10 protein-coding genes are annotated in these 13,171 nt (G+C 74.5%); 6 read left to right on the top strand and 4 right to left on the bottom strand.

Annotated features, from left to right (window positions below; genetic code table 11):
- Positions 1-89: 89 nt before the first annotated feature.
- Positions 90-1,025: a cation diffusion facilitator family transporter gene (locus tag ACIP5K_RS14550; protein WP_401409277.1), complete on the top strand. Its 936-nt coding sequence runs from the start codon at positions 90-92 to the stop codon at positions 1,023-1,025.
- 115 nt (positions 1,026-1,140) lie between these two features.
- Complete coding sequence (idi, locus tag ACIP5K_RS14545) at positions 1,141-1,734, top strand: isopentenyl-diphosphate Delta-isomerase (protein ID WP_401409274.1); 594 nt, start codon at positions 1,141-1,143, stop codon at positions 1,732-1,734.
- A 3-nt stretch (positions 1,735-1,737) separates the two neighbouring features.
- On the opposite strand, the gene ACIP5K_RS14540 is transcribed toward idi, so the two are convergent.
- On the bottom strand, positions 1,738-2,247 hold the full coding sequence (locus ACIP5K_RS14540; protein WP_401409272.1) for an ATP-binding protein: 510 nt from the start codon (positions 2,245-2,247) through the stop codon (positions 1,738-1,740).
- Positions 2,248-2,478: 231 nt separating this feature from the next.
- Between ACIP5K_RS14540 and ACIP5K_RS14535 the strand changes: the two genes are divergently transcribed.
- From ACIP5K_RS14535 to ACIP5K_RS14525, 3 genes are all read left to right on the top strand, one after another.
- Positions 2,479-3,234 (top strand): enoyl-CoA hydratase/isomerase family protein, encoded by a 756-nt coding sequence (locus ACIP5K_RS14535; protein WP_401409270.1) that lies wholly within the window; start codon positions 2,479-2,481, stop codon positions 3,232-3,234.
- Positions 3,235-3,322: 88 nt separating this feature from the next.
- On the top strand, positions 3,323-4,198 hold the full coding sequence (locus ACIP5K_RS14530; protein ID WP_401409267.1) for a hypothetical protein: 876 nt from the start codon (positions 3,323-3,325) through the stop codon (positions 4,196-4,198).
- A gap of 126 nt (positions 4,199-4,324) precedes the next feature.
- Entirely contained in the window at positions 4,325-6,748 is a 2,424-nt protein-coding gene (locus ACIP5K_RS14525) for a Tex family protein (protein ID WP_401409264.1), read from the top strand.
- Between the two features lie 72 nt (positions 6,749-6,820).
- On the opposite strand, the gene ACIP5K_RS14520 is transcribed toward ACIP5K_RS14525, so the two are convergent.
- The gene (locus ACIP5K_RS14520) at positions 6,821-8,458 is read right to left on the bottom strand and encodes an ABC-F family ATP-binding cassette domain-containing protein (protein WP_401409261.1); all 1,638 of its coding nucleotides are present in this window, start codon (positions 8,456-8,458) and stop codon (positions 6,821-6,823) included.
- A 116-nt stretch (positions 8,459-8,574) separates the two neighbouring features.
- Here ACIP5K_RS14520 and ACIP5K_RS14515 point away from each other — a divergent pair, with 116 nt between their 5' ends.
- The gene (locus tag ACIP5K_RS14515) at positions 8,575-9,522 is read left to right on the top strand and encodes an FAD-dependent oxidoreductase (protein WP_401409258.1); all 948 of its coding nucleotides are present in this window, start codon (positions 8,575-8,577) and stop codon (positions 9,520-9,522) included.
- A 199-nt stretch (positions 9,523-9,721) separates the two neighbouring features.
- On the opposite strand, the gene ACIP5K_RS14510 is transcribed toward ACIP5K_RS14515, so the two are convergent.
- Entirely contained in the window at positions 9,722-11,005 is a 1,284-nt protein-coding gene (locus ACIP5K_RS14510) for a M14 family metallocarboxypeptidase (RefSeq protein ID WP_401409255.1), read from the bottom strand.
- 3 nt (positions 11,006-11,008) lie between these two features.
- Entirely contained in the window at positions 11,009-12,976 is a 1,968-nt protein-coding gene (locus tag ACIP5K_RS14505) for a Xaa-Pro dipeptidyl-peptidase (RefSeq protein WP_401409252.1), read from the bottom strand.
- Between the last annotated feature and the right edge of the window lie 195 nt (positions 12,977-13,171).

The raw sequence follows: 13,171 nt of genomic DNA, 5'->3' as shown, positions 1-13,171 counted from the left end.
TGCGGATACCCCCCACCCGTAGCTGACTGGGCTCGCCGCCCCGGTGCGGGGCGGCTCGGCGGGCCGACGCGGAGGACGGTGCGGGTTCCATGGGTGCCGGACACGATCACGGGCGCGGCCCGGGTGCCACGACGGGGACGGCCGCCTCCGCCCACCGGGGCCGGCTGCGGGTCGCGCTCGGCATCACGGTGACCGTGATGGTGGTGGAGATCGTCGGCGGGCTCGTGGCCGACTCGCTCGCCCTGATCGCGGACGCGGCCCACATGGCCACGGACGCGCTGGGGCTCGCCATGGCCCTGCTCGCGATCCACTTCGCGAACCGTCCGGCCGGCGAGCGGCGCACCTTCGGGTACGCGCGCGCCGAGATCCTGGCCGCCCTCGCCAACTGCCTGCTGCTGCTCGGCGTGGGCGGCTACGTCCTGGTCGAGGCGGTCCGGCGGTTCCTGGAGCCGGCCGAGACCGCCGGCGGTACGACGATCGTCTACGCCCTCGTCGGCCTGGCCGCGAACATGATCTCGCTCTCCCTGCTGGCGAGGGGGCGGGCGGCGAGCCTGAACGTGCGCGGCGCGTTCCTGGAGGTCGCGGCGGACGCCCTCGGGTCCGTCGCGGTGCTCGTCTCCGCGACGGTCGTCCTCACCACCGGCTGGCAGGCCGCGGACCCGATCGCCTCGCTCGTCATCGGCCTCATGATCGTCCCGCGGACGCTCGCGCTGCTGCGCGAGACGCTGGACGTGCTGCTGGAGTCCGCGCCCAAGGGGGTCGACATGGCCCTGGTCAGGCAGCACGTCCTCGCCCTGCCCGGTGTGGTGGACGTCCACGACCTGCACGCCTGGACCATCACCTCGGGTATGCCGGTGCTCTCCGCGCACGTGGTCGTCTCCGCGGAGACGCTCGACGCGCTCGGCAACGAGAAGATGCTGCACGCCCTCCAGGAGTGCCTGGGCGACCACTTCGACGTCGCGCACTGCACCTTCCAGCTGGAGCCCGGCGGCCACGCGGAGCACGAGGCCGGGCTGTGTCATTGATCACGCCGGGCGACCCGCGCGTCTGATGTGCGAGACATGCGGGACGCGGCGCGGAGCGTGACGGTCCGTCGCGTACGGCAGACTTGGGGCCAGAAGACCGAAGCGAAGGATGGGTATGCCGACCACACCTGCCACCGCGGCGAACAACGCGTCGAACGGCACCGGAGAAGCGATCTTGCTCGAACTCGTCGACGAGGACGGCAGGACGATCGGCACCGCGGAGAAGCTCGCCGCGCACCAGGCGCCGGGGCAACTGCACAGAGCCTTCTCGGTCTTCCTCTTCGACGAGCAGGGGCGGCTGCTGCTCCAGCAGCGGGCGCTCGGCAAGTACCACTCCCCCGGCGTGTGGTCGAACACCTGCTGCGGCCACCCGTACCCGGGCGAGGCCCCGTTCGCGGCGGCCGCCCGGCGCACCTTCGAGGAGCTGGGCGTCTCGCCGTCGCTGATGGCGGAGGCCGGCACCGTGCGCTACAACCACCCGGACCCCGACTCGGGTCTGGTGGAGCAGGAGTTCAACCACCTCTTCGTGGGGATGGTGCAGGCTCCGCCGGCCCCGGACCCGGAGGAGGTCGGGCAGATCGCGTTCGTGACCGCGCAGGAGCTCGCCGAGCGGCACGCGAAGGACCCGTTCTCGTCGTGGTTCATGACCGTGCTCGACGCCGCGCGTCCTGCGGTCAGGGAGCTGACGGGCCCCTCGGCGGGCTGGTGACGCTCAGGCGTCCAGGGGTTTGAGGGGCAGGGCGGCCCAGATCACCTTGCCCCCGCTCGCGGTGTGCTCGACGTCGCAGACGCCGCCCGCCTCCGCCGTGATCTCCCGTACGAGGAGCAGCCCGCGGCCACCGGTCTGACCACTGGTGGCCTCCAGGGCCGTCGGCCGGTAGGGGTGGTCGTCCTCCACGGAGACCCGCACCCACTCCGCGCCGACGGCGACCTCGACGGCCAGCGTCGGGGAGAGCAGGGCGGCGTGCTTGACCGCGTTGGTCACCAGCTCGGAGACGATCACCAGCAGTCCGTGCACCAGGTCGTCCGGGGCGGGCACGCCCTGCCGGGCCAGCAGGTCGCGCACCGCCCGCCGGGCCTGCGGCACCGACGCGTCGACCGCCTGCGCCGTGAACCGCCACACCCCCTCGTACGGCAGCGGCCCGCCCGCGGCATGCTCGGGGGGCGCGCTCCCGTGGTCGTTCATCGTCCGGTCCCCGCCCTTGCGCTCGATTGTCACCACGCTTCGAGTGTTGAGAGTCCGCTGGTCCGGACCGCCGGACTGACCAGAAGTCAGCGAGTATCGGCGGAATTCGACCGCTGTCGTGCGCTCGCGGCAGATGTGTGACCGAACCTGTCGCGGTTCTTCTTCTTTCGGGTGCTCTTCAGTTTGAAGTACGAGAGGCACCGGGCGACAGGGGCGGGCGGGGCCCTTCCTGATCGTCCGGCAGATGGGCTGGATACCATCCGCCGCATGTCCCCCGCACCGTCCCTCGCCCACTCGGTGACCGACGCGGTCGCCACCGTCGTCATCGACCATCCGGCCCGGCGCAACGCCATGACCGACACCATGTGGGCCGCGCTGCCGCCGCTGCTCGACACCCTGGCGGCGGACCCGGCCGTCCGCGTCCTCGTCCTGACCGGCGCGGGCGGCACCTTCTGCGCCGGCGCCGACATCTCCACGCTCGGCGGGGACGCGGGCGCCGCGCAGGAGCTGGCCGTCGCCGCCGAGGAGGCGCTGGCCGCCTTCCCCAAACCGACGCTCGCGGCGGTCCGCGGGTACTGCGTGGGCGGCGGCTGCCAGCTCGCGGCCGCCTGCGATCTGCGCTTCGCGGCGGAGAACTCGCTGTTCGGGGTGACCCCGGCCAGGCTGGGCATCGTCTACCCGGCGTCCTCGACCCGCCGGCTCGCGTCACTGGTGGGCCCGGCGACCGCCAAGTACCTGCTGTTCTCGGGCGAGTTGATCGGCACCGGGCGGGCGCTGCGCACGGGCCTGGTCGACGAGGTGACGGCCGAGGACGAACTGGACGCGCGGGTGGCCGAGTTCACGCGGATCCTCGTGGGCCGCTCACAGCTGACGCAGGCAGCCGCCAAGGAGTTCGCGGCGGGCCGCACCGATCGGGACGGGTACTGGGCGGAACAGGCGCGCGGCAGTGGCGACACCGCCGAGGGGGTCAGCGCGTTCCTGGAGCGCCGGGCGGCCCGCTTCCGCTGGACCGCGACACCCTGAGCCGGTCCGCGGAGCAGGGTCCCGGTGCGCCCGTACGCGTCCGCTCCCCCGCTCGCCACGCGTACCGACCGGTCGGTAACGTACGGGCATGACTCCTGACCCGCGCCTGCGCGCAGCCCGCCGCTGCCACAACGTGCTCAATCCGCTGCACTCCACGCACTACTTCTCGCCCGATCTGGCCCGGGAACTGGCCGCCGTCGGGGTCGCGGACCGCGACGGCGCCTACTTCGCGGCGCGGTCGGCGGCCATGGGCGCCGTCGGTGCCGGGACCGTGACGGCCGCCTTCTACAACTTCAAGCACGATCTGGTCGCCCGGCACGTGCCCGCCGTCTGGCGGACCGCCTCGCCCGCGCAGGTGCTCGCCGCACGCGCGCGTGCCGTCGACACGACGCTGCGCCGGCTGATCGGCGAGGAGACGCTCGCCTCGCCGGAGATGGCCGAGGCCGCCGCGCTCGCCCTGCGCGCCGCCGAGGCCGGCACGCGCCACGCCCGGCCGCTGTACGCCGCCCACGCCGATCTGCCGGTCCCCGACGAGCCGCACATGGCGTACTGGCACGCCGCCACGCTGCTGCGCGAGCACCGCGGCGACGGCCATCTCGCGGCCCTGCTCGGCGCCGGTCTCGACCCGGTCGAGGCGCTGGTCAGCCATGTCGCCACCGGCAAGGGCATGGCCCCCAAGTTCCTGCTCGCCACGCGCGGCTGGTCCCGCGCGGAGTACGACGCGGCGGCCGGGCGGCTGCGCGCGCGGGGCCTGCTCACCGCGGACGAGGACCTGACGCTCACCGAGGAGGGCGCCCGGCTGCGGTCCGGCGTCGAGGCGCTCACCGACGAGCTGGACCGGGCCCCCTACGAGCACCTCGGCGAGGTTGGCGTGGCCCGCCTGACCGAGCTGGCGACCGGCTTCGTCGGCACCGCGCTCGGCAACGGCGCCTTCCCGCCCGACCTCATCGGCAAGGCCGGCTGAGCCGGGCCGCGCGGGGCGCGCCGACCGGCCGCGCGAGACCGGCCGGCCGGCGCCCTGATCCCCCGTTGTCGGTGCCACCTGCCACAATTGCCGCGCAACCTCATTCGACTTAGGCGGTACGGGATCGTGGCGACACCCACTCTTGGGTCCATCGAAGGCAGGATCGCCGAGGAAATCGGCGTACGGGAGCGGCAGGTCAAGGCTGCCGTCGACCTTCTCGACGGCGGATCGACGGTGCCCTTCATCGCTCGGTACCGCAAGGAGGCGACGGAGTCGCTGGACGATGCCCAGCTGCGCACCCTGGAGGAGCGGCTGCGGTATCTGCGGGAGCTGGAGGAGCGGCGCACGGCCGTCCTCGACTCGGTGCGCGAGCAGGGCAAGCTGACCGGGGAGCTGGAAGCGCGGATCCTCGCCGCCGACACCAAGGCGCGCCTGGAGGACATCTATCTGCCCTTCAAGCCGAAGCGGCGCACGAAGGCGCAGATCGCGCGCGAGGCGGGCCTGGAGCCGCTGGCGGAGGGCCTGCTCGGCGACCCGTCGGTGGAGCCGACGGCCGCCGCCGCGGCGTTCGTGGACGCGGACAAGGGCGTCGCCGACCCGCAGGCCGCGCTCGACGGCGCCCGCGCGATCCTCGCCGAGCGGTTCTCCGAGGACGCCGACCTGATCGGCGAGCTGCGCGAGCGCATGTGGGTGCGCGGCCGGCTCGCGGCGAAGGTGAAGTCCGGCAAGGAGGAGGCGGGCGCCAAGTTCGCCGACTACTTCGACTTCGCCGAGCCGTTCACGGAGCTGCCCTCGCACCGCGTCCTGGCGATGCTGCGCGGCGAGAAGGAGGACGTGCTCGAACTCGTGCTTGAGCCCGAGGAGCCGTCCGGCGACGATTCCGGCACCGCGGCGCCCGCCTCCTCGTACGAGCCGCTCGTGGCCGACCGGTTCGGGATCCGGAACCAGGGGCGCCCGGGCGACAAGTGGCTCCAGGACACGGTCCGTTGGGCCTGGCGCACCCGTATCCTCGTCCACCTCGGCATCGACCTGCGGATGCGGCTGCGCACGGCCGCCGAGGACGAGGCGGTCAGGGTCTTCGCGGCGAACCTGCGGGACCTGCTGCTCGCCGCCCCCGCGGGCACCCGCGCGACGCTGGGCCTCGACCCCGGTTTCCGTACGGGCGTGAAGGTCGCGGTGATCGACGCGACGGGCAAGGTCGTGGCGACCGACGTCATCCACCCGCACGTCCCGGCGAACCGGTGGGACGAGGCCATCGCCAAGCTCGCGAAGCTCGCCGCGGAGCACGCGGTCGACCTCGTCGCGATCGGCAACGGCACGGCGTCGCGCGAGACGGACAAGCTCGCCGGTGAACTGATCACCAGGCACCCGGAGCTGAAGCTGACCAAGGTGATGGTGAGCGAGGCGGGCGCCTCGGTGTACTCGGCGTCCGCGTTCGCCTCCCAGGAGCTGCCCGACATGGACGTGTCGCTGCGCGGCGCCGTGTCGATCGCCCGCCGTCTCCAGGACCCGCTGGCCGAGCTGGTGAAGATCGACCCGAAGTCGATCGGTGTCGGCCAGTACCAGCACGACCTGAGCGAGGTGAAGCTGTCGCGCTCGCTGGACGCGGTGGTCGAGGACTGTGTCAACGGCGTGGGGGTGGACGTGAACACCGCGTCCGCACCGCTCCTCGCGCGCGTGTCCGGCATCGGCGCGGGGCTCGCGGAGAACATCGTGGCGCACCGCGACGCGCACGGCCCGTTCGGCAACCGCAAGGGGCTCAAGGACGTCGCCCGGCTCGGCCCGAAGGCGTACGAGCAGTGCGCGGGCTTCCTGCGCATCCGGGGCGGCGACGACCCGCTGGACGCCTCCTCCGTGCACCCGGAGGCGTACCCCGTGGTGCGGCGGATGGCGAAGTCGACCGGGGGTGCGGTCGGTTCGCTGATGGGCGACACCGGGACGCTGCGCTCGCTCCGGGCGGCGGACTTCGTGGACGACACGTTCGGGCTGCCGACCGTGACGGACATCCTGAAGGAGCTGGAGAAGCCGGGGCGCGACCCGCGGCCGGCCTTCAGGACGGCCACCTTCAAGGAGGGCGTGGAGAAGATCTCCGACCTGGAGCCGGGGATGATCCTGGAGGGCGTCGTGACGAACGTCGCCGCGTTCGGGGCGTTCATCGACATCGGCGTGCACCAGGACGGCCTCGCGCACGTGTCGGCCCTGTCGCGGACGTTCGTGAAGGACCCGCGCGACGTCGTGAAGCCCGGCGACATCGTGAAGGTGAAGGTGCAGGACGTCGACGTGCCGCGCAAGCGGATCTCGCTGACGCTGCGGCTCGACGACGAGAAGGCCGCGGGCCCGGAGCGCGGCGGGCGGGGCGGTGACCGCAAGCCGCCGCGGCAGGCGAATCGGCAGGGCGGCGGCCGGGGGTCCTCCGGCGGCGGGAACCCGGGCGGCCGGGGGAACGCGGGCGGCGGGAGCGCCTCGGGCGGCGGGGGCAAGGGGCGGTCCGCGCCCGCCCCGGCGAATTCCGCGATGGCCGACGCGTTGAAGAAGGCCGGGCTGGCGTAGCGCCGCTCGGCAGGCCCCGGACGGGGAACCGCGGGCCGGCGCCTGGCCGGGTCCGCGGTTCCCCGTCCGCGTCTACAGCTCGCTCACCCGGCCCGCGTCGACGGCCAGGTGCCGGGTCGTGGTGATCGCGTCGAGCATGCGGCGGTCGTGGGTGACCAGGAGGAGCGTGCCCCGGTAGGACTCCAGGGCCGATTCGAGCTGCTCGATCGCCGGCAGGTCCAGGTGGTTCGTCGGCTCGTCCAGGACCAGGAGGTTGACCCCCCTGCCCTGGAGCAGGGCGAGTGCCGCCCGGGTGCGCTCCCCCGGGGAGAGGGTCGCGGCGGGGCGCAGCACGTGCTCGGCCTTGAGGCCGAACTTGGCGAGCAGGGTGCGCACTTCGGCGGGTTCGGTGTCGGGGACCGCCGCGCCGAACGCGTCGAGCAGCGCCTCCGGGCCGTGGAACAGCGCGCGGGCCTGGTCGACCTCGCCGACCACGACGCCGGAGCCGAGCGTCGCGTGGCCCGCGTCGAGCGGGAGCCGGCCGAGGAGCGCGGCGAGCAGGGTGGACTTGCCCGAGCCGTTGGCGCCGGTGATCGCGACGCGGTCCGCCCAGTCGAGCTGGAGCGTGACCGGGCCGAACGCGAAGTCGCCGCGGCGCAGTTCGGCGTCCCGGAGCGAGGCCACCACCGAGCCGGAGCGCGGGGCCGCCGCGATCTCCATGCGCAGCTCCCACTCCTTGCGGGGTTCGTCGACGACGTCGAGGCGCTCGATCATGCGCTGCGTCTGGCGGGCCTTGGCGGCCTGCTTCTCGCTGGACTCGCTGCGGAACTTGCGGCCGAGCTTGTCGTTGTCGGTCGCCTTGCGCCGGGCGTTCTTGACGCCCTTGTCCATCCAGGAGCGCTGCATCTGGGCGCGGCCTTCGAGCGCCGCCCGCTTGTCGGCGTACTCGTCGTACTCCTCGCGCGCGTGGCGGCGGGCGACGTCGCGCTCCTCCAGGTAGGCGTCGTAGCCGCCGCCGTAGAGGTTGATCTGCTGCTGGGCGAGGTCGAGTTCGAGGACCTTGGTGACGGTCCGGGTGAGGAACTCGCGGTCGTGGCTGACGACGACCGTGCCGGCCCGCAGGCCGCGGACGAAGCCCTCCAGGTGCTCCAGGCCGTCCAGGTCGAGGTCGTTGGTCGGCTCGTCCAGGAGGAAGACGTCGTAGCGGGACAGCAGGAGGGAGGCGAGGCCCGCGCGGGCGGCCTGGCCGCCGGAGAGCGAGGTCATCGTCTGGTCGAGGCCGACCCGCAGGCCGAGCTGGTCCGCGACCTCCTCGGCGCGCTCGTCGAGGTCGGCGCCGCCCAGGGCGAGCCAGCGCTCCAGGCTCACCGCGTAGGCGTCGTCGGCGCCGGGGGCGCCGTCGACCAGGCCCTGGGTGGCCTCGTCCATGACGCGCTGGGCCTCGGCGACGCCGGTGCGGCGGGCGAGGAACTGCCGGATCGTCTCGCCGGGGCGGCGCTCCGGCTCCTGCGGCAGGTGGCCGACGGTCGCGGTCGGCGGGGAGAGCACGAGGTCGCCCTCCTCCGGGGTGTCGAGCCCGGCGAGCAGCCGCAGCAGCGTGGACTTCCCGGCTCCGTTGGCGCCGACGAGGCCGATCACGTCGCCGGGCGCGACGACGAGATCGAGACCGGCGAACAGGGAGCGGTCGCCGTGGCCCGCGGCGAGGTTCTTGGCTACGAGGGTGGCAGTCATCAGGGCGTCGATCCTAATGGGCCGGGGCGGGCGGGTCCGGGCGGGAGGTCCCGCGGGCGACAGATTTGATCACAGCATGACACCCGCGCGGGGGCGTGTTCGGCTACCGTCCCGGCGTGGACAGTGAGCTGAGCGGTGACGTGGTCGTGGTGGGCGGCGGGATCATAGGGATGTCGACGGCTCTGGTGCTGGCGCGGGCCGGACGCCGGGTGCGGGTGTGGTCGCGGGAGCCCCCCGAGCGGACCACCTCGGCCGTCGCGGGCGCGCTGTGGTGGCCGTACCGGATCGCCCCCGAGGACCGGGTCGGCCCGTGGTCGCTGCGGTCGCTGCGGCGGTACGAGCGGTGGGCGGGGCGCCCGGACACGACGGGCGTGCGGCTGGTCGACGGCGTGCACGACGGGGTCCGGCTCGACGGCCTCGGCGCGTGGGCCGGGGAGGTGACGGGGCTGCGGGACACCGCCGAGGGACTCGCGGCGCGGCTTCCGCTGATCGACATGCGGGTTCATCTGGCCTGGCTGCACGACGAATTGGCGGCGGCGGGAGTGGAGGTGGAGCGGCGCGAGGTGCGCTCCCTCGACGAGGCCGCCGGGGTGGCCGGGGTGGTCGTGAACTGTTCCGGGCTCGGAGCGCGGGAGCTGGCGCCGGACGCGTCGGTGCGGCCGGTGCGCGGCCAGCTGGTGGTCGTGGAGAACCCCGGCGTCCGCACGTGGTTCACGTCCGCCGAGGGCGGCTCGGACGCCACGACGTACTTCTTCCCGCAGCCGGGCGGGCGGCTGCTGCTGGGCGGCACCGCGCAGGAGGACGACTGGTCCCTGGAGCCGGACCCCGCGGTCGCGGAGGGGATCGTGCGGCGCTGCGCGACGCTGCGCCCGGAGATCGCGGGCGCCCGGGTGGTCGAGCACCGGGTGGGCCTGCGCCCGGCGCGCCCGGCGGTCCGCGTCGAGCGCGAGGCCGGCGCGGCGGGGGGCGTGCTGGTGCACAACTACGGGCACGGCGGGGCCGGGGTGACGGTCGCCTGGGGCTGCGCGGAGGAGGCGGCGCGGCTGGTCGAGGAGAGCGGCTGAGCCGGTGGAGGGCGGCGGCTTCGCGACCGAGGGAGATCGGGCGGGCGGGGACCGTACGCGGGGCCACCCCGGCTGCCGGCGGGGGCGGCCACGCGTGCGGTGCGGGCCGGGGCGGCGATGACTCCGCGCCCCGGCCGAGGCGGCCGCGCGGGCGCGCTCGGCACCCGGCCTTCTCGGCAGCGCGTGTACCCGCTCTCGGTCAGCAGTGGGTGACGGGCTCCGCCTCCGTCAGCCGGTAGGGCGCCCGGGCGTCGAGGAGGAGCACCGCGAGCGCCCGCTCGGACTGCCGCAGCGGGACGCGGGCGCCGTCGCCGGACGGTCGTACGCGGATGCCGTGGAGTGCCAGTTCGTCGCCGTACTCGGCGAATTGCGCGGCGGTGAGCCGGTATCCGCAGGGCGGGTCCCGGATGATCTCGGCGGGGCGCGCCGGGTCGTTGTCGGCGCCGCCGGCATAGACCGGTCCGGTGGCCCGCAGGCCCTCGGCGCGCGCGGCCGCCGTCGCGGCGACGATCTGGGCCGCGTGTTCCCGGGCGAAGGCGAACAGGCCGTGGAGAGCGGTGAGTTGTGCGGCGCGGCGGCGCCGGGCGGTCAGTGCCGCGTCGGCCTCCTCCGCCGGGGTGCCGGGGTCGGCGCGGCTCTCCACGAGCAGGCCGAGGGCGTGCTTGAGGCCCGCCGTGTTGCGCAGGATGCGCTCCTGGCCGTCGCCCGCGACCTGCTTCACCGGGTCGCCGGTCACCGGGTCGGTCCGGATGCCGTACGTGCCCGTGGAGTACCCGGCGGACCGGGCGGCCGGGCGGACGTACCGCCGGGACAGGGTCTCGGCCTCGGCGTGCACGGCGGGCGCGGTGTTGAGGTTGCGCGGCCAGAGGTCGAAGAGGTCCTTGTCGTAGGAGCCGGGTACGGCCGTGTATTCGTGCAGGTCGTAGACGATGTCGGGGTGCCGGTCGCGGATGACGGCGGCCAGGGCGCGGGCCTCGGCCGTCCTGAGGGCGAGGTGGTCGCGGTTGACGTCGACGCCGTCGGAGTTGCCGCGGGTGTCGGCGGCGCGTCCGTCGGGGTTGGCGGTGGGCACGACGAGCAGGGTCGTGCGGGCCAGGAACGCGCCGGTCGCCGGGTCGGTGGCCCGGGCGAGGTCGCGGACGGTGGTGAGACAGGCCTCGCGCCCGGCGGGTTCGTCGCCGTGCTGGCCGCACACGAGCAGCACCGTGAGGGCGGCGCGGGGCGCGCCGACGCGGACCAGCCGGAGCGGGCGCCCCTGGGCGGTGGTGCCGATCCGGGAGACGGCGACGCGGTCGGAGGCCCGGTCGACCGCGGCGAGCAGCGCCCGCTCCTGCGGCCCGGTGGTCCAGCGGGCGCCGTGCGTCCGCTCGAAGCCGGTGCCGGGGAGCGGGGCGGCGGCCCGCGCCGGGAGCACCGCCACCAGGGGTGCGGCCAGGGCCGCCGCGGCGACGGCCGCGGCGAGGGTGCGTCCGGGTCCGGCCATCGGTCACTCGCCGCCGGGGACGGGGTGGTGCGGGCGCAGGGGGCGTACGGGGTCGGTGGACGGGGTGCTCGGCGCGGTGGCCCGGGACCCGGCGGTGGCGGCGGCGAAGGCGCGGGCGCCGCCGACGACGGGGACGCGGGCCGCGGTGCGGGACAGGTCGAGGGTGAGGGTCGGCCGGGTGGACGGCGGGTCGATGAGGTCCTTGTCGGTGCCCGCGACGATGAGGGCGAGCCGGTGCCCGGCGGGGACGACGTGGTCGGCGGCGGCCAGCGAGATCGTGAGGGAGTGGGCGCGGCCCGGGGTGAGCGGGCGGCCGCGGCCGGGGTCGGCGTAGGTGCCGAGGTCGGCCCAGCCCCGGCTGAAGACGGTCGCGCCGACGTCCGCCGTGTCGGTCCTGGTGTTCTTGTAGCAGGAGCTGTCGCCGGTGGTGCTCGGGCCCCAGCAGCTGCGGTCGGAGAGCGTCGTGATGCCCTCGCCGGCCGCGCCGTAGTCCCGGATGGTGGCGGGTCCGAGGTCGACCAGGACGGCGGACAGGTGGGCGGTGGACGTCGTCGGGGTCGCGGTGACGGTCACCGTCGAGGAGCCGGAGATCCGCAGGTCCTTGGCGAGCGGGCGGCTGATGAAGCCGGCCTTGCCGGGTGTCGGGGTGTCGGCCCGGGCGGCCCAGTCGCTCTCGCCGAGGGACGGGTCGTCGGTGAACCGCTCGGTGCCGGAGCCGGCCCGCAGGCCTAGGGTGCCGACGCCGGGCGCGGCGCCGCCGCCGGGGCGCAGGGCGGTGGCCCGGGTCGGGCGGGGCGGCCACACCGGGTCGGTGGTCCAGTGGTCGGGGGTGCGTTCGATGTCGGCCATGGGGGCGCGGTCGATGCCGTTGCGCAGGCCGAGGAGTTCGTGGTCGAACCAGCGGTGGAGGGTGTCGACCCACTCGGCGCGGCGGTAGTCGAACGGGTCGACGTGCCCGGTCTGCGACAGCCAGATCTTGCGCTCGACGCCGTGCTCGGCGAGCGCGTCCCACCACTGGCCGAAGTGCTTGGCGCGGACGTTGAGGTCCTGCATGCCGTGCACGACGAAGACGCTGGCGCGCACCTTGGCGGCGTCCCGGACGTAGTCGCGCTGCTGCCACAGCGGGGTCAGGTCGCCGCTGCGCGGGGCCCCGTCGACGAGCCGCTGCTGGACGGCGGCGCAGCGGGCGCGGGCGTCGGGGCTCTCCACGTAGTCGGACAGCCAGTCGGGGCCGGAGTCGTAGAGCGGGGCGCCCTGCTGGAAGTAGTAGTCGTACCAGGAGGAGATGCCGCCGATGGGGACGATGGTCTCCAGGCCCTCGACGCCGGACGCGGCGACGGCGTTGGCGATGGTGGCGTCGTAGCTCTTGCCGATCATGCCGGTGCGACCGTTGGTCCAGTCCGCCGTCGCGCGGGCGGTTCCGGTGCGGGAGGTGTAGCCCTTGGCGCGGCCGTTGAGCCAGTCGACGACGGCCTTGGCGGACTGCACGTCGGAGCGTCCGCCGACGTCGACGCAGCCGTCGGAGCGATTGGTGCCGGCGAGGTCGACCCCGACGAACGCGTAGCCGCGGGGCACGAAGTAGTTGTCGTAGTAGAGCGGCATCCCGACGATGTCGCCCTGCGCGTCGTACGTCTTCAGCTGGCTCTCGTTGCCGCGTCCGCAGCAGGAGTAGTACGGGCTGGCATCCATGATCACGGGTACTTTCCGGCCCTGTGCGGCCGGTTCGCGGGGGCGGACGACGTCGACGGCGACCCGGTCGGTCCTGCCGTCGCCGTCGCCGTCGAGCCGGGTGTCGACCCAGACGGACTCGCGGACGGCGTTCTCGTACGAGTAGACGGGCCGGGACTCGGTCGGCGGGGCCGGGCGGGCCGCGGCGCCGGCCGGGGCGACCAGCACGGCGAGCAGCGCCGCGGCGGCCGCGCCCACGAGGAGGGTCCAGAGGCGGTGGATGCGTCCGGTGGGTATCGGCATGGCCGGAAGGTACACGGGTCGACTCCCGTGCGACAGAGGGCAGTCACGCGTCGCGACAGGCGCGTGGGGCGTAAAGACACATGTCGGCCGAATGGCGATCGTGTGACAGGAGGGGCCATGGACATGACCGGGGCGCCGGGTGCTGAATAGGGTCGCGAACACGATCACACGGGGCCGGTTCCCTCCGGTCGTGTG

Source organism: Streptomyces sp. NPDC088785 (assembly GCF_044750685.1).
Classification (GTDB): Bacteria; Actinomycetota; Actinomycetes; order Streptomycetales; family Streptomycetaceae; genus Streptomyces.
This window is presented reverse-complemented; position numbering and strand designations above follow the sequence as displayed.